We start from the raw sequence: 16,459 nt of genomic DNA, 5'->3' as shown, positions 1-16,459 counted from the left end.
TATCCTGTAATCTTACAGCTTAGATTTCAATCGACTCAATGTTTCTTGGGATATATTCAGGTAAGAAGCCACCATCTTATTAGAAAGTCGCCGCACCACTACAGGATTCTCTTCCAGTAGTAAGCGATACTTCTCGATAGCATCCTGTGTCAAAAATGACATCAATCTGTTCGTATTATTCACATAAGCCAGTTCGAGGTACCCCCTATAGAACTTTTCCCATTGTGGTATCGTATCCAATAAATGGAAAAAGTTCTTATGTGTAATATAAAAGACTTCAGAAGACTCTACGGCCTGTATAAGCTCTTCCGAAGGCTCAGAAGTAATAAAACTGACTAAAGCCGTAGCAAACTGATTTTCAAAAGCAAAGTAACGTGTCGATTCTTGTCCATCATTATTGATAAAAAATATCCGGACACAACCTTTATTTACAAAGAATGTTCTTTGGCTCGCCTCACCATGCGAGAGCAACACCTCGTTTTTCTTGAGCTTGATAAACTTAAAATAAGACAATATCGTCTGCAACTCTTCATCTGTCACTGTTATTTTGTCTCTGATATAAGATGCTAATAATTCTGTCATTGATATTGTAAACCTGTATTACACAAATCTACTAATAAAAATACGTTAACTAATCTAAATTATCCTGATACTAACGTCGAAATAGTACCTCAACCATTTCACCCCGTCACGGTACTGCGCCGCTTGTTGAACAACAACAATAAGATTGCTAACACACAACTGATAGCCCCAAATAAATACACCGTCTGATAATCAAACCAGCCTGCTACCAACCCCGCTAGAGGCCCCGCTAAGCCTAAAGATAAATCAACAAAAGCGACATACGCTCCTAGTGCAGTACCGCGCATCTGAGGTTGTACCCGTTGTAATGCCAATACCCCCAATGCAGGAAAAACCAATGAGAATCCTATTCCGGTCAATCCACACCCTATAATAGCCATCAATTCTGATGAAGCTGTCCAAATCAGCATTTGCCCCACCACTTCTACCAATAGCGACAAGAGTGCAATCTTGTAGCCTCCAAACCGATCAGGAAAAGAAGCAAAAAAAATACGGGTCAATACGTAGCAAACTCCAAATGTCAGAAAGGCAAACGAAGCATCTCCCCACTCTTTATGTATAAAAAACAGAGCAATGAATGAGGCAATACAACCAAATGCCATCGAAGAGAAAGCGAGACTCATCCCCTCTCCCGAAACAGCACCTATTACTTTATAGAAAGGCATTCTAACGGTGATTTTTTCGACCTGTAGTCGAGGTAGCCGCAACGTGACCAACCAACTGACAGCAGGTAGTAAGACGATCAATAAAAAGACCAAAAGAAGATCATAATTCTTACCCATAAAAATACTCAATGGTGCTCCTAATGCTATCCCAGCATACATAGCAATTCCATTCCAAGTCATCACTTTGCCCGAATTTGCAGATCCAACCAGTCCTATCCCCCATGTCAATGCCCCTGTGATCAAAAAACTCTCCCCCACGCCATGAATGATCCGTGCTATCATCAAAAAACTAACAGACACTATTGGTTTATGTTGAAACGAAATAGCTAAGATATACGTCACCCCGGCAATAATAGCTAAAAAAACACCCAGCATCTTACTCGCCTTCGCACCTTTAGTATCCGTCATCTTACCGGAATAGGCACGTGTCAATAAAGTTGATAAGAACTGTAAACCGATGACTATTCCAACAACTACACTATCAAACCCCAGTGCCTCCTGCACAAATCCAGGGATAACCCCCAATACCATACCTATCGTCAAATAGACGCAAAAAACAGAAATAATTATTGGAACAATAGCCTGATAAAACCCAAGTTCTGGTTCCGCTTGTAAAACATTCTTCATATAAACTTATATTTTAATTTTCATTTGCGGACAAAGGTATGGGGGCACTGGAAGCTAGACATTGACCTAAGTCAAAAAAGAGTTTTTTCAAGCCAGAGCATGCTTATCTGTCTGCTCCCTCCCGGCTAAACTTGCATAATCGTTTAATTTTCCGTATATTGTATTTTTTGAAGGAAAAACTACTCTACAAAATATAGAGTTGTACAATAGTATTCAATATGTTTACCGTTTGGTAAAACCTAATTTTTCCTTTCTATTTGGCATTGCCATCTGATTAGAAATTCCCAAGAATTTCTTCTGTTGCATTTCGGATTTATTCGGAATGGTCTTGAATCTAAAGATTCGTTTTCTAGAACTTAACACGGTTGCTTCTATGAGGCGACTTAAATTTTTATTATTAATAGTATTATATGACAAATTTTAAAGTTGGTATTATTGGCGCTGGCCCGAGTGGGCTAGCCATGCTACGAGCATTTGAATCGGAACAGAAAAAAGGTAATCCCATCCCAGAAATTAGATGTTATGAAAAGCAAGATAATTGGGGCGGTATGTGGAACTACACCTGGCGTACCGGTGTAGGAAAATACGGAGAACCCCTTCATGGGAGTATGTATAAATACCTGTGGTCTAACGGACCTAAGGAATGTCTGGAATTTGCAGACTATACATTTTCCGAACACTTCGGCCAACCTATATCTTCCTACCCTCCTAGAGAAGTTCTCTTTGATTATATACAAGGTAGAATCAACCAAAGTAATGCCCGTAACTACATACAGTTCAATACGGTAGCTAGATGGGTCGATTATATCGAAGACAAGCAGCAGTTTCGAGTAGTTTTTGATAGCCTAAAGGACAATCGGACTTTCGAAGAATACTTCGACTACCTGGTGGTAGGTACAGGTCATTTTTCTACTCCAAATTTCCCTTATTTTGAAGGAATTGAAGATTTCCCGGGAGCAGTAATGCACGCCCATGATTTTAGAGGTGCAGACCAATTCAAGGATCAGCGCCTACTCTTGATAGGAAGCAGTTACTCGGCGGAAGACATTGGTGTACAATGCTACAAACATGGAAGCCAATCGGTAACTATAGCCTATCGTAGTAATCCTATAGGCTGTAATTGGCCAGAAGGAATCAAAGAAAAATCTCTTGTGACACATTTTGAAGGTTCTAAAGCCTGCTTTAAAGATGGCTCTTCCGAAGAGTTTGATGCTGTTATCCTGTGTACAGGCTATCAACATAAATTCCCCTTTTTACCGGATGACCTGAGATTAAAAACGAAAAACAGACTTTATCCAGACGACCTTTACAAAGGCGTGGTATTCAATCATAATGAACGCCTCCTTTATTTGGGTATGCAGGATCAATATTACACCTTCAACATGTTTGACACGCAGGCCTGGTTTGCCCGCGACTATATGCTGGGCCGAATTTCGATTCCAGGAAAAGAGAACCGTACAGAAGACATCAAAAAATGGATGGATTATGAAGAGCAAACTAACACGGGTGCTGAACATGTTGATTTTCAAACGGACTATATCAAGGAACTCATAGGGCTGACTGACTATCCCGACTTTAATGTGGATAAAGTTTCTGCTATGTTCAAAAGTTGGCTTAAGGACAAAGAAAACAACATTTTGAACTATCGTGATCAAGTATACAAATCCGTAATGGATGGCACACAAGCTATCCCTCATCATACCGCTTGGATGGACGAAATGGATGACAGCTTAGAAAAATATCTCGAAGAAAACGTCGAAAAAGCTGAAGCAATTTAAACTATACAAAAAAATGCTTGTAGATGGCGTTCCCATGCCCCATCTACAAGTATATATCTCTTCTGCATTTTTTACGGAAACCCGTAAATATCTCCATAAAATTTTAATGTAATTTGTCGCGATTTCCAAAGAATCACGTTATAGGAGTAATTAGTTTGACAGGATTTAGAAAACACAACCTCATTAAGCCTACGACGTATACATCTATGTAAAAAAAAACAGGCTTAAGAACATTCAAAACAAGAATAAAACATATAATATGAAAACCGTTCTATCTGGTATACTTTATTTTATAGTTGCTTTTTCTTCGCTATTTATATTAAACCCTGGAGTAAACATCAATGCGATTTTTACAACAAGTTTGATCGCAACCATAGTGACCCTTCTTCTATTCTGGGCAGTTATTTTAATTTCAAAAAAAAGGCAACAGATAGAAAAATCCTAAAGAACAGTGCTTAGGCCTTGGTCTCGTCCCAGTAGTAGCTATCCGCATAAATACGCTGCCCAAAGATGGCAGTCCCCACCCGTACAATTGTAGCCCCTTCTTCAATCGCAGTTTCCAAATCCCCACTCATTCCCATAGACAGCTCTTGCATAGACACATCCGCTATATTTTGTGCTAATACTTCCTGTTGTATACTTTTCAGCAATTGAAAGCAGGGTCTTACCTTTTCTGTTTCTGCGCTGAACAAACCGATTGTCATCAAGCCTTTGATTTCAATATTTTTAAATTGGGCCACTTCCCGCACCAAATCGACCGCTTGATCAGGATGTGTTCCGAACTTACTCTGTTCGCCAGAAGTATTCACCTGTATCAACACCTCGATCTTCCGTTTTTCATACTCCAGTCTTTGCTGCAGTTTTTCTGCCACATCCAATCGGTCCAGAGACTGTATACAAGTGATATTATATTTCAAAATATCCTTTATCTTGTTCGACTGCAGATGTCCGATAAAATGACTGGTATGTGGCACCGATTGTAGCTCTTCATATTTCTCCTTGATCTCCTGAACCTTATTTTCAGCAATCAGCGTCTGTCCCGCCCGAAGTGCTTCTATAATACGATCGGCCGGAACTGTTTTTGTCGCTAAGAGCAACTTTACCTCACTAACATCACGACCACTATCTCGACATGCTATCTCTATCCTTCGGAGGATACCGTTTAAATTACTGATTATTTCGCTCATCTGCATCAAAATTAAAACCTGATGACCTTAGGGTCATCACGCGCTTCTACTATTTACTGTATCACAAAGGTAAATCGGAGACAGAAGAGACCGCCCCTACAGTTTTACAAAAAAAACATAGTCCAGACTAACCGTGTTGCTACTTCGATTTTCCTTCCACCAGAACGGTATAATGCAACTTCGCAGTCACGAGTTCCTCGTCAGACACATCGACAGCCGCTTCGCCAGTTCTAGTAATCAACTCAAACCCTTCAAACCAAGCTTCAAGACCGTTTTCAACTTCATTCTTTGCAACGAACTCCTCCTTTTCAAATCCAATATTATAAAAATAAGGTCCGTCCGTACTATCTATTACACTCTTAGGGGCACTAACTTTTATTGACACTTTGAGTTCTCTTGTATGCATATGTATATAAATTTATGAAGGATAATTAATCTGCTTTCAAAGTTACACAACTTCACTATGGTATCCCCTGCCTTACTGCTCATATTTAGGTAAAAAAAAAGAAGAAACATACCTGTATAGCTACATAGTACATTTCTTCTTATATTCTATCTATTTCAGTGCACTTCGTTTTATTAAGTGCGATCTCCAACCCTATTTTGATTCACGGACAAAAACCTGTGTAGTCTCTCCGATCACCACATTAGGGAATTTTTCATCATAATCAATTGCTACATCTCCAGCCCCAGACTGACCATCACCATTAGAGTCCCAATCGAGAGAAACATAATATTTAATTGGCTCTCCCTCTTTGACAGCAGGTTTGATAAGTTGCTCATGATTAGCTGGTAGTTTAAATGTAACCGTAAATGGCAACTTCGACTGATCGATCTTTTCTTCCATGATTAATGTCGCAGGAACGTCAGCGATATTTTCCGACACAGCATAAAGGGCGACTTTTCCTTCTGCCTTCTTGATGGCCATATCACCTACAAATTCTACCGACACTGTTTTAGTTTCATCTTGGGTCTGCGTTTGCTTCTCCGTATCCTTTACTCTAGATGGATTTGAGCAACTTCCAAATAGGGCTAATGCCAACACTAATACTGAAGATATTTTTTTCATGTTTTTTATTGTTTGTTAATTTTTAATCTCTTTTTAAACCTCAATCGTACCTCCCTTCAAAACAATCCCTACCTAACATACAACTGTAACTCATATTTTGTTTGGATAATTCCACTTTTATGTTCTATACAGCAAGATATTTTCATCTTATATACTAGATATATAACGAACAAAAAAACATTTCGATACACTAAAACAAAGAAAATATTCGGTTAAAAAAAGAAGCCTCGTTAAAAATACTAACGAGGCTTCCTTAAAAACAATAGTCTATTCAGAGTACAGATAGCGTATCTCATCTCTCAGATTATAATTTGAAGCCATTACTTCACCGTATGCACCTGCAGTCCGTATTGCAATCAAATCACCACGTTTACTCACCGGGAGCAACACTTCCTTACCGAAACTATCCGAGCTTTCGCAGATTGGCCCCACTACATCATAATTAAGTTGTTCTTCAGTAGAACTTTCCCCTACTCGCTCTATCTTATGGTACGCTTGATACAACGCTGGACGCATCAACTCGGTCATTCCTGCATCAAGGATCAAAAAGTTTTTCTTTGCTCCGCTTTTTGTGTACAACACTTTGCTAACCAAGGTACCACACTGTGCCACCAAAGCACGTCCTAACTCAAAGTGTACCTCTTGTTGTGCATTCCGTTCTAAAAACTTATCAAACACATCAAAATAAGCCTCAAAGTCTGCTATTGGATTACCGTCCGGATTATTATAATCCACACCTAGACCTCCTCCAACATTAATTATCCGAATATAGGTTCCACGTTCTTCAAACCAATTTTTCCATTCATTGACCTTCACACAGAGACTTTTGAATACATTAAGATCCGTAATCTGGGATCCCACATGAAAATGAAGCCCCACGAGGTCAATGTGCGCACAAGTCTTGATTACCGCTGCCGCCTTCTCTAATTCGGAATTCGGAACACCAAACTTATTTTCATCAAGTCCAGTAGTGATGTAATGATGGGTATTCGCGTCAACATTGGGATTAATCCGCAACGAAACATTAGCCCGTTCACCATGTTGTCCGGCCAGCTCATTGATCACCTCCAGTTCCTGAATAGACTCCACATTGAAGGCAAAGATTCGATGCTTTAGCGCCATCACAATCTCTTTATCAGACTTGCCGACACCAGCGAATGTAATTTTATCAGCAGCAAATCCTGTATCGATTGATCTTTGCACCTCATTACCACTCACACAATCTGCACCGAATCCCATAGCCTGAATCACAGCGAGCACCCTACTGTTAAAATTTGCTTTCAATGCATAATGTACATGAAAGCCACGTTTGTCTGCTGCTACTTTGGCTTCATGTAGCGTCTGCTTCAACAGCTTTAAATCGTAATAATAAAATGGTGTCTCCTGCCCTGTGAAAAGATTTAATAATTCATTATTTCCAAACATGCCTTCTATTCTATTCTAAATATTTAAAACAACCTATTATGTAAAGAGCGTAATGCTTCAATCTTATGCTTCGAATCTAACAGTATAGATACGTTGTAATCCGAACCTCCATAAGATATCATACGGACCGGCAAATGTTTGACCGCATCCAATACACGTGCTGCATAGCCGTGTGTATTAGCTCCAAAATCTCCAACGACACAAACAATAGTCTGCCCCTCATCAACCCCCACCTTACCAAAAAGCTCCACTTCCTTAATAATCTCCAAAAGATTGCTCGTGTCATCAATTGTCAACGAAACTGCTACCTCCGACGTAGTGATCATATCAATTGGTGTCTTGTAACGCTCAAATATCTCAAATACCTTGCGTAAAAAACCATAAGCCAACAACATTCTTGAAGAATGTATATGTATTGCTGTAATACTATCTTTCGCAGCGATCGCACGAATGACTCCCTTTTCAGAACCACCTTTGGATATCAATGTTCCATGCGCAGTAGGATCCATCGTATTTAGTAAGCGGACCGGCACATTATAACGCTGTGCGGGAAATACACTCTGTGGATGCAGTATTTTAGCCCCAAAGTACGCTAATTCAGCTGCTTCGTCAAAACAAAGGTGTGCGATAGGCGATGTGTTCTTTACAATACGAGGATCATTGTTGTGCATCCCATCAATATCGGTCCAGATCTGAATCTCCTCAGCCTGTACTGCAGCACCGATTAAGGATGCTGTATAATCAGATCCTCCCCTACGTAGGTTATCCACCTCACCGAAGGAATTTCGACAGATGAATCCCTGAGTGATGAATAATTTATTAGTTGGATGAGCTTCCAATAAGGGAGTTATTTTTTGTGTAATATAGTCTACAACAGGTTCATTATCCTCATCGATTTTCATAAAATCCAGCGCTGGAAGCAACACCGAAGGAACACCAATCTCCTCTAGGTGAAAATGCCAAAGTGTCGTAGACATTAATTCACCCTGCGCCAAAATCACTTTTTCCTCTGTCGGCGTAAACACTTCATTATTCGCAAAAGATGCTATCACATGAAAATGATGGTCAATAAGCTGCTTCCCCTTCTTAAGCCCTTCTTCGGTGGTAAAGAGCTCCTTAATAAGTTCTTCATACTTATCCTTGTGCGCATCGATTAGTTGTTTGGCAGACTGCTTATCCCTATTAAGAAAAGCTTGTCCAATTTCTACTAAAGCATTAGTTGTACCTGACACGGCAGATAACACCACAATTTGACGTTCGTTAGGGTCAACGATTTCCAACAACCCTTTGATACGTGCTGCACTTCCTACGGAAGTACCACCGAATTTTAGAATTTTCATGAAGTAATTACACTTTTAACTTTATATTATATTTCAAAAGGTTCAATCCACAGAACCTCGCACCTTAAAAAAAACAGTAACAATCTGTTTTAGAGCGTGAATATACCCAATTAGCCCGAATATTATGCGAATTTTTCATTCTTAATATTGAAAAAATGAAAATATCATAATTACAATCCTAACTATACTCTTACCCACTTTATAGTATATCGCAAAAAAAATGCGGCACAGAAACCTTTTAGGTATGTGCCGCATAAAATTTATTTAGCGGAAGCTTTACTTCTTCAGACTTTCGATTAACAATAAGGCGAGTTCCTCGCCTATACGTTCTTGAGCCTCATCCGTCGCTGCTCCGATATGCGGAGTCAGTGATACTTTAGGGTGCGTCAATAATGCTTCACGTGGAGTCGGTTCGTTTTCAAAAACATCCAATCCAGCAAATGCAACTTTACCTGAATTCAGAGCCTCTACCAGTTCCAATTCGTCAATAACGCCTCCTCGCGATGCATTAACCAACCCAACACCATCTTTTAGCAACGCAAACTCTTCTTTACCGATCACCGGTTTATCCAAAAATGGGACGTGCAACGAAATAAAATCAGAAACTTTAAACAGCTGCTCCAATTCAACCTGACGAACGGCCAAATCCACCTCTACACCTCCAGACAGACTCAATGTCAAAGACACAGGTCCTTGAAATAAATCGTAGTAGACTACATCCATACCCAATCCCAACGCAATTTGCGCAGTAGCCCTTCCAATACGGCCAAAACCAACTACGCCAAGAGTCTTGCCCTTCAATTCTGTTCCTGTTGCATAAGCTTTTTTTAGACCTCCAAAATTGGTAGCTCCTTCAACAGGCATCTTCCGGTTCGAGTCAAACAGAAAGCGCACTCCATTCAGTAGATGGGCAAAAACCAATTCCGCGACAGAGTGTGACGAAGCTGCAGGCGTATTCACCACAGTAATCCCCTTCGAACGGGCATAATCGACATCAATATTATCCATCCCGACCCCACCTCTACCTATCACTTTAATGTTAGGACAGGCATCAAGGAGTTCCTTCCTTAATTTGGTAGCACTACGTACTGTGACCGCATCATAACCATTAAGCTTATTAATCAACTCCTCTTGAGCGATGTGTACTGTATCAACTACAAATCCCGCCTCTTCTAATATCTTCTTGCCGATGGGATCTATCCCATCATTTGCCAAAATCTTCATTATTTTATCTTTTTATGATTTTGTTATCGAGTTATCCTATAATCTTGTCACCATATTCAACTGCTCACTCCTTAACCTCTCAACTCGATAACTCCATAACTACCCACTATTTATGTTTATCCTCAAATTCGCGCATCGCATCCACCAGCGCATTGATAGAAGTTATACTCAAAGCATTATAGATAGAAGCTCTGAATCCACCAACCGAACGATGTCCTTTAATACCTATCAAATCGCGCTCTTTGGCCAAGGCTAAAAACTCTGCTTCCAATTCGGGAGAATCCATTACAAAAGTTACGTTCATGCGTGATCGATCTTCGACCTCAGCAGTTCCTTTGAAAAATGGATTTCGATCGATCTCATCATACAGCGTACGTGCCTTGATGATATTTTCCTGCTCGATAACCGCTACGCCCCCCTTAGCTTTCAACCAGCGAAGATTAAGCATAGCCACATAAATAGAAAATACAGCAGGTGTATTGTACATTGAACCTGCTTTGATATGAGGTTGATAATCAAAAATAGTAGGTATCGTGCGTCCCGTCTTCCCTAAAATCTCGTCTTTGACGATAACAAGTGTCAATCCTGCTGGTCCCATATTTTTTTGGGCTCCGGCATAGATCAAATCAAAATCACGAATATCAATATCTCGACTAAAGATATCCGACGACATATCCACAGCGATTGGAACTGTCGTTGCAGGAACCTCAAAAACTTCCGTCCCGTAAATTGTATTGTTTGAAGTGTAGTGAAAGTAAGCTGCGTCCGAAGGAATAGCGTACCCTTTGGGAATATAGTTATAGTTCTTATCGCTAGAAGATGCGACAATTTCTACAGAACCTATATTCTTGGCTTCTTTTGCGGCCTTTGAAGCCCATACCCCAGTATCCAAATATGCTGCTTTTCCACCTTCAGGCAGTAAATTCATAGGCAACATTGCAAATTGCTGACTCGCTCCACCTTGTAGGAATAAAATAGAGTAATTCAGGGGCACATTCAGCAGCTCACGTACTAAACGCTCTGCCTCTACAATTACTGCTTCAAATTCCTTTGATCGGTGAGAAATCTCTAAGATAGACAACCCTGTATTATTAAAATCTAATACAGCCTCAGAGGCCTCTTTAAAAACTTCCTGTGGCAGGATACAAGGACCAGCACCAAAATTATGTTTCATCTCGTTGTTTGTGTGTAATAAGTGAAATTATGAACAAATGTAACAAGTTTTTTTATATTAATAATAACACAAACAATTAATTATTACCAAATAATCAATCATTTAGCCGATTTAATAAAATATCCACACAAAAAACAGTCGATAATAACAAAAAAAAGCATTACACATCTTTACTTCAGAAAACAAAGTCACTATCGCTCCATTAGGCCCTCGCTAGTAGGTTTGCATTCTTATGTCAATAATAAAAATTAGAGAATCAAATCAGTGGCAACTGAGATTCGTTATTCTATTCGCTTTAAAAACCCAACCCCCTCTCCGGCCCTAGAATTTCAGAAAAAACTTTCATGATTCCTTTGGATCACCAACAGACATGAAAGTTCTTGATGTCCATTAAAAACAGACAATTTCAGAAAAAAAAATCGTATCTTCGCATGCGTAGTGCCTTATTAAATGGCACTTTATTAGTTTTACAGAAACCAGGTAAATATGGCTGAAGAAACAGAAAATGAAAATAATCTAGTTCCTGCTCATGACAGGGTAGTCAAAATCAACATCGAAGACCAGATGAAGTCCGCTTACATCGACTACTCGATGTCGGTAATCGTGTCAAGAGCGCTCCCAGATGCAAGAGATGGCTTTAAGCCCGTGCATAGACGTGTATTATATGGCATGGAAGAGCTCGGAGTAAACTCGGGCAAACCTTATAAAAAATCAGCTCGTATTGTTGGGGATGTCTTAGGTAAATATCACCCACATGGTGACTCTTCTGTTTACGAAGCAATGGTACGGATGGCTCAAAGTTGGTCCATGCGTTACCCATTAGTAGATGGTCAAGGAAACTACGGTTCGTTGGATGGAGACCCCCCTGCTGCAATGCGTTATACCGAGGCTCGGTTGCGCAAAATCGCAGAAGAAATGCTTTCTGACATCAAAAAAGACACCGTTGATTTTCAACTCAATTTTGATGACTCTTTAGAAGAACCTTCTGTTCTTCCTACCCGAGTGCCTAACTTACTTGTAAATGGTGCTTCTGGTATCGCAGTAGGTATGGCGACCAATATGGCTCCTCATAACTTAACGGAAGTAATCGGAGGTATCGCTGCCTATATTGACAACAGAGATATCGAGATTCCGGAATTAATGCAATATATCAAGGGGCCTGATTTCCCTACAGGTGGTATCATTTATGGTTTCAACGGTGTGCGTGAGGCATTTGAAACAGGTAGAGGCCGTGTAGTTATGCGTGCTAAGGCCGAGATTGAAACGACAAAATCAGGTCGCGAAATCATTATCGTCACCGAAATCCCTTATTTGGTCAACAAGGCAGACATGATCAAGCGTACGGTTGATCTTATCAATGATAAAAAAATCGAAGGTATTTCGGAGATTAGAGACGAGTCAACGCGTGATGTACGTATTATCTATGAAATAAAACGTGATGCCAACGCCAATGTAGTATTGAACAACCTGTACAAACATACTTCTTTGCAATCATCTTTTTCAGTCAATAACATCGCCCTTGTAAAAGGCCGTCCGATGTTGATGAATCTAAAAGACATGATTCACGAGTTTGTAGAACACCGTCATGATGTTGTTGTACGCCGTACTAAATTCGAACTAGCCGAAGCTGAAAAACGTGCCCATATATTAGAGGGATATCTGATTGCGTTAGACCACTTGGATGAGGTCATCAAATTAATCCGTAGTTCAGATACTCCAGAGGACGCTAGAGTAGGATTGATGGAAAAGTTCGGACTATCCGACCTACAGGCTCGCGCAATTCTAGACATGACGTTACGTCGTCTTACCGGACTAGAACGTGATAAAATAAAAGAAGAGTACGCAGAATTGATGAAGACAATCGAATACTTGAAAGAAGTACTTGCTGATGAGGGTCTTCGTATGAAAATTATCAAAGACGAACTCTTAGAAATCCAAGAAAAATACGGAGACGAGCGCAGATCTATCATTGTCCATTCAGCAGAAGACATGACAATGGAAGACTTTGTTGATGATGAAGAAATCGTAATCACGATATCACACAACAGCTATGTCAAACGTACCCCTTTAACTGAATACAAACGTCAAGGACGTGGTGGTAAAGGAGCGATAGGTTCCAATACCCGTGATGAAGATTTTACAGAGCACATCATCACTGCTACCGCCCACAACTATATGCTTCTATTTACCGAAACAGGTCGCTGTTTCTGGCTAAGAGCGTTTGAGATTCCAGAAGGTAGTAGAACATCACGAGGTAGAGCTTTACAGAATATCATCAATATTCCGAAAGATGAGAAAATAAAAGCATACATATTAGTTAAAAACCTGAAAGACCAGGAGTACCTAGAGAACAACTTCATTATCATGTGTACTAAACAAGGTACCATTAAGAAAACATCTTTAGAGGCTTACTCACGTCCACGTGCAAATGGAATCAACGCTATTAATATTAATGAAGGAGACCAACTGATTGAAGCGTGTTTGACAAGTGGATCTAGCGAGATTGTAATGGCTTTACGCTCAGGCCGTGCTATTCGTTTCAACGAATCCACCGTCCGCCCAATGGGCCGTACTGCTACTGGTGTACGTGGAATTACACTAGACACCACTACAGACGAGGTTGTTGGCATGATTAGTGTGGATAATTCAGAACTTAGTGTACTTGTTGTATCTGAAAAAGGCTATGGTAAGCGTACAGATATTGAAGACTACCGTATTACCAACCGTGGTGGTAAAGGGGTCAAAACAATCAACGTTACCGAAAAAACAGGAGAACTTGTCGCGATCAAAGGTGTTACGGACAATGATGACTTAATGATCATTAACAAGTCAGGTATTGTAATCCGTATCGGAGTAGACTCACTTCGTGTCATGGGACGTGCTACACAAGGAGTTCGCCTAATAACACTGAAAGAGACAGACGAAATAGCATCGATTACAAAAGTCGCAAGAGAAGAGGAAGAAGAGGGTGAAGAATCTGACGTAGATTCTGATGCCACTTCTGAAACTAAAGATGTTGAAGATTCAGCGACTGACGAAACAGAATAATTAAAACATGAAAACAATAATAGCTTCCCTATTATTAGTAAGTTTAAGCGCAACTGTTGTAGCCCAATCCAATCATAAAGAGGGCTCCAACAGTTTTGCTCGTTATACACAGACGGGTGACATCAAGCAACTGGAAAGTGCAAAAAAATTCAGTGATGCCACTTTTGCTTCTAAGAAAGACTCTTTATCTTCAAAGAACAACATCCTTCGTGCGCTAGTCTATAGTTCACTTGCCTACGCAGATTCTACCCGAAAAATAAAGACAGATCGAGATCCAATCGACATCGCACTTTCTGCAATAGAAAAATTAAAGCATAAGGATAAAGGCGGCTTTGAAAGTGAAATTAATTATGTAAATCAAAATCTTACGGCAGCTTATATTTACAAAGCAAATAAAGCAATAGAAGCGAAGGATTATGAAAAAGCCTATAACAGTTTTTTAAGGGTAGAACAGCTTGGTACTAAATCCGAGGATGTTTTAAATAACCTAGCACTATTGGCTGCACAGGCAGGGAAAACAGATGATGCTATAAATTACTACAGTCAGATCATCAAAACCACCGATGCTGATGCTCAAAAATATCTGGCTCTCGCGACATTATACAATACAAAGAAAGAACCACAGCTTTATCTCAATACGCTGCAGGCTGCAAGAAATAAATTTATGGACAACAAAAAGATTCTCTTTTTGTTGATTCAGAATTACGCGGATTATCAGCGCTATGCAGCTATCATACCAATTATTGATGAGGCCATTAAATACGAACCCGAAAATGTAGAATTGCTTTACCTGGCGGGATTTTCGAATGAAAATGGAGGAAACATCAATTTGGCGAAGAAGTACTACACCAAAATCATAGAACTCGATGAAAATAACTACGACGCTAACCTTGCGATGGGACTTATTTTCTTGAATCAATTTTTGAAAGACAAGGACAATCTTGAAGCACAATATAGTGCGCAGGATTATCTCTTAAAAGCCAATGGTATACAGCCCTACGCAATCAATGCGCTAAAGGGATTAGCAATGTACTATGAAGCGGCTGACGATGACGACCAATTGGATCGGGTCAATGTATTACTGAATCAGCTTTCCAACAATTAAAAATAGTATAATTTAGAATTAGATATGGATTTAAAAAAAGCAATAATTTTATCAGCGATGGTCACAGCAGGTACTACCGTATTTGCGCAATCGAGCAACCTGAAGAAAGCCGCCTCCAACATTCAAAAATATGAAGAGTTGAGAAGCACTGGCTCTGCCCAATTAGGAACATCATTCCTAAAAACAGCAAAGGAAGCCATTGATGCTGCTTCTGTGCATGAAAAGACCAAAGATTTAGCCGAGACGTGGACATACTATTCATTGGTTTATGCAAGTTTGGCAGTAGACGAAAAAAGCGAAGAAAACGCGACAAAAGCGGCTGAGGCGATAGCCAAAGCGAAAGAGTTGGACAAAGACAATAAAAATGCTTCAAACCTTGGAGTGGCAGAACAGAACCTATACTCTTTTAATTTCAATCATGGTGTTGGTTTTTGGGACAAAAAAGAGTATCAAGCTGCTTACGACTCGTTTAGCAAAGCTCTGAACTATATGCCTGGCGACACTACCCTAACCTACTATGCAGGATTAGCAGCTATACAGAACAACGACTACAAAAACGGTATTGATAAGTATAAGCAACTTATTGATAAAAAAGACTACTCACAGCACAAAGCTGTAATGGTAGACTTACCGAAACTCTACTTATCACTCAAAGACACTACAAGTGCTTTAGAGTATGCTGCATTGGCAGCAAAAGCGTATCCGAATGAGAACGATGCTGTTGTACAGAATATAGAGTTGAACCTTATTGTTGGTAACGAGGCTAAAATTATCAGCGAGATTGAAAACCAGATTTCCAAGGATGGAAACAACAAAAATCTGTACTACTATTTAGGAATTGCACATAGTGCTAATAATGATACGGATAAAGCATATGCAGCTTACACAAAAGCAGTACAGATCGACCCTAACTATAATGATGCAAATCTAAATGCGGGTGTTGTATTGATGAATGGTATTCGCGAAAAGCTCCAAAAAGTAAATGAAGACAAGAGTCTATCTAACAATCAGTTCACTGCAAAAATCAATGAACTGAAAGAGCAAATCAAACCTGCAGAAGCTCACTTTTTAAAAGTTGTTGAAAACGACCCTAAAAATGAAAGTGCTTTAAAAGGATTAAAAGGTCTTTATGACTTCCTTCAACAAGAAGATAAAGGAAAAGCTATTCAAGCAAAAATTGATGCACTGTAGATCCTCAGATCTAGCGCTATAAAATAGAAGAAGGAGGTATATAC

General features: G+C 39.7%; 13 protein-coding genes. 4 read left to right on the top strand and 9 right to left on the bottom strand.

Translation table 11 applies throughout. The features are described from left to right. Positions 1 to 12: 12 nt before the first annotated feature. Complete coding sequence (locus CLV99_RS09785) at positions 13 to 582, bottom strand: Crp/Fnr family transcriptional regulator (RefSeq protein WP_133584323.1); 570 nt, start codon at positions 580 to 582, stop codon at positions 13 to 15. A gap of 98 nt (positions 583 to 680) precedes the next feature. After that, positions 681 to 1,874: an MFS transporter gene (locus CLV99_RS09780; RefSeq protein ID WP_133584322.1), complete on the bottom strand. Its 1,194-nt coding sequence runs from the start codon at positions 1,872 to 1,874 to the stop codon at positions 681 to 683. A gap of 410 nt (positions 1,875 to 2,284) precedes the next feature. Between CLV99_RS09780 and CLV99_RS09775 the strand changes: the two genes are divergently transcribed. Further along, positions 2,285 to 3,652: an NAD(P)-binding domain-containing protein gene (locus tag CLV99_RS09775; RefSeq protein WP_133584321.1), complete on the top strand. Its 1,368-nt coding sequence runs from the start codon at positions 2,285 to 2,287 to the stop codon at positions 3,650 to 3,652. Positions 3,653 to 4,107: 455 nt separating this feature from the next. On the opposite strand, the gene CLV99_RS09770 is transcribed toward CLV99_RS09775, so the two are convergent. The 7 genes from CLV99_RS09770 to serC form a co-directional block, all read right to left on the bottom strand. Continuing rightward, the gene (locus tag CLV99_RS09770; protein ID WP_133584320.1) at positions 4,108 to 4,839 is read right to left on the bottom strand and encodes a YggS family pyridoxal phosphate-dependent enzyme; all 732 of its coding nucleotides are present in this window, start codon (positions 4,837 to 4,839) and stop codon (positions 4,108 to 4,110) included. 139 nt (positions 4,840 to 4,978) lie between these two features. After that, complete coding sequence (locus tag CLV99_RS09765) at positions 4,979 to 5,245, bottom strand: hypothetical protein (RefSeq protein ID WP_133584319.1); 267 nt, start codon at positions 5,243 to 5,245, stop codon at positions 4,979 to 4,981. A gap of 192 nt (positions 5,246 to 5,437) precedes the next feature. Continuing rightward, positions 5,438 to 5,908: a hypothetical protein gene (locus CLV99_RS09760; protein ID WP_133584318.1), complete on the bottom strand. Its 471-nt coding sequence runs from the start codon at positions 5,906 to 5,908 to the stop codon at positions 5,438 to 5,440. A gap of 267 nt (positions 5,909 to 6,175) precedes the next feature. Further along, the gene (lysA, locus tag CLV99_RS09755; protein ID WP_133584317.1) at positions 6,176 to 7,333 is read right to left on the bottom strand and encodes a diaminopimelate decarboxylase; all 1,158 of its coding nucleotides are present in this window, start codon (positions 7,331 to 7,333) and stop codon (positions 6,176 to 6,178) included. A 23-nt stretch (positions 7,334 to 7,356) separates the two neighbouring features. Continuing rightward, complete coding sequence (locus CLV99_RS09750) at positions 7,357 to 8,673, bottom strand: aspartate kinase (RefSeq protein WP_133584316.1); 1,317 nt, start codon at positions 8,671 to 8,673, stop codon at positions 7,357 to 7,359. A 276-nt stretch (positions 8,674 to 8,949) separates the two neighbouring features. Continuing rightward, positions 8,950 to 9,897 (bottom strand): D-2-hydroxyacid dehydrogenase, encoded by a 948-nt coding sequence (locus tag CLV99_RS09745; RefSeq protein WP_133584315.1) that lies wholly within the window; start codon positions 9,895 to 9,897, stop codon positions 8,950 to 8,952. 106 nt (positions 9,898 to 10,003) lie between these two features. Beyond that, the gene (serC, locus tag CLV99_RS09740) at positions 10,004 to 11,071 is read right to left on the bottom strand and encodes a 3-phosphoserine/phosphohydroxythreonine transaminase (protein ID WP_133584314.1); all 1,068 of its coding nucleotides are present in this window, start codon (positions 11,069 to 11,071) and stop codon (positions 10,004 to 10,006) included. 486 nt (positions 11,072 to 11,557) lie between these two features. On the opposite strand from serC, the gene gyrA reads away from it, so the two are divergent. The 3 genes from gyrA to CLV99_RS09725 are packed head-to-tail and all read left to right on the top strand — an operon-like array spanning position 11,558 to position 16,415. Continuing rightward, positions 11,558 to 14,119 carry a DNA gyrase subunit A gene (gene gyrA / locus CLV99_RS09735; RefSeq protein WP_133584313.1) on the top strand — a complete coding sequence of 854 codons (2,562 nt, stop codon included), beginning with the start codon at positions 11,558 to 11,560 and terminating at the stop codon, positions 14,117 to 14,119. Between the two features lie 7 nt (positions 14,120 to 14,126). After that, positions 14,127 to 15,224, top strand: a complete 1,098-nt coding sequence (locus CLV99_RS09730) for a tetratricopeptide repeat protein (protein WP_133584312.1) — start codon at positions 14,127 to 14,129, stop codon at positions 15,222 to 15,224. Between the two features lie 24 nt (positions 15,225 to 15,248). After that, positions 15,249 to 16,415: a tetratricopeptide repeat protein gene (locus CLV99_RS09725; protein WP_133584311.1), complete on the top strand. Its 1,167-nt coding sequence runs from the start codon at positions 15,249 to 15,251 to the stop codon at positions 16,413 to 16,415. Positions 16,416 to 16,459 lie beyond the last annotated feature (44 nt).

Origin of the sequence: Sphingobacterium yanglingense (assembly GCF_004363245.1) — a bacterium.
GTDB classification, from domain to species: Bacteria; Bacteroidota; Bacteroidia; order Sphingobacteriales; family Sphingobacteriaceae; genus Sphingobacterium; species Sphingobacterium yanglingense.
This window is presented reverse-complemented; position numbering and strand designations above follow the sequence as displayed.

Excerpts from the sequence above, each read along its gene's own strand:
- CLV99_RS09745 (WP_133584315.1), bottom strand. The coding sequence starts at position 9,897 with ATGAAGATTTTGGCAAATGATGGGATAGATCCCATCGGCAAGAAGATA.
- CLV99_RS09770 (WP_133584320.1), bottom strand. The coding sequence starts at position 4,839 with ATGAGCGAAATAATCAGTAATTTAAACGGTATCCTCCGAAGGATAGAG.
- CLV99_RS09775 (WP_133584321.1), top strand. The coding sequence starts at position 2,285 with ATGACAAATTTTAAAGTTGGTATTATTGGCGCTGGCCCGAGTGGGCTA.
- serC (WP_133584314.1), bottom strand. The coding sequence starts at position 11,071 with ATGAAACATAATTTTGGTGCTGGTCCTTGTATCCTGCCACAGGAAGTT.
- lysA (WP_133584317.1), bottom strand. The coding sequence starts at position 7,333 with ATGTTTGGAAATAATGAATTATTAAATCTTTTCACAGGGCAGGAGACA.
- gyrA (WP_133584313.1), top strand. The coding sequence starts at position 11,558 with ATGGCTGAAGAAACAGAAAATGAAAATAATCTAGTTCCTGCTCATGAC.
- CLV99_RS09785 (WP_133584323.1), bottom strand. The coding sequence starts at position 582 with ATGACAGAATTATTAGCATCTTATATCAGAGACAAAATAACAGTGACA.
- CLV99_RS09730 (WP_133584312.1), top strand. The coding sequence starts at position 14,127 with ATGAAAACAATAATAGCTTCCCTATTATTAGTAAGTTTAAGCGCAACT.
- CLV99_RS09780 (WP_133584322.1), bottom strand. The coding sequence starts at position 1,874 with ATGAAGAATGTTTTACAAGCGGAACCAGAACTTGGGTTTTATCAGGCT.
- CLV99_RS09725 (WP_133584311.1), top strand. The coding sequence starts at position 15,249 with ATGGATTTAAAAAAAGCAATAATTTTATCAGCGATGGTCACAGCAGGT.
- CLV99_RS09760 (WP_133584318.1), bottom strand. The coding sequence starts at position 5,908 with ATGAAAAAAATATCTTCAGTATTAGTGTTGGCATTAGCCCTATTTGGA.
- CLV99_RS09765 (WP_133584319.1), bottom strand. The coding sequence starts at position 5,245 with ATGCATACAAGAGAACTCAAAGTGTCAATAAAAGTTAGTGCCCCTAAG.
- CLV99_RS09750 (WP_133584316.1), bottom strand. The coding sequence starts at position 8,673 with ATGAAAATTCTAAAATTCGGTGGTACTTCCGTAGGAAGTGCAGCACGT.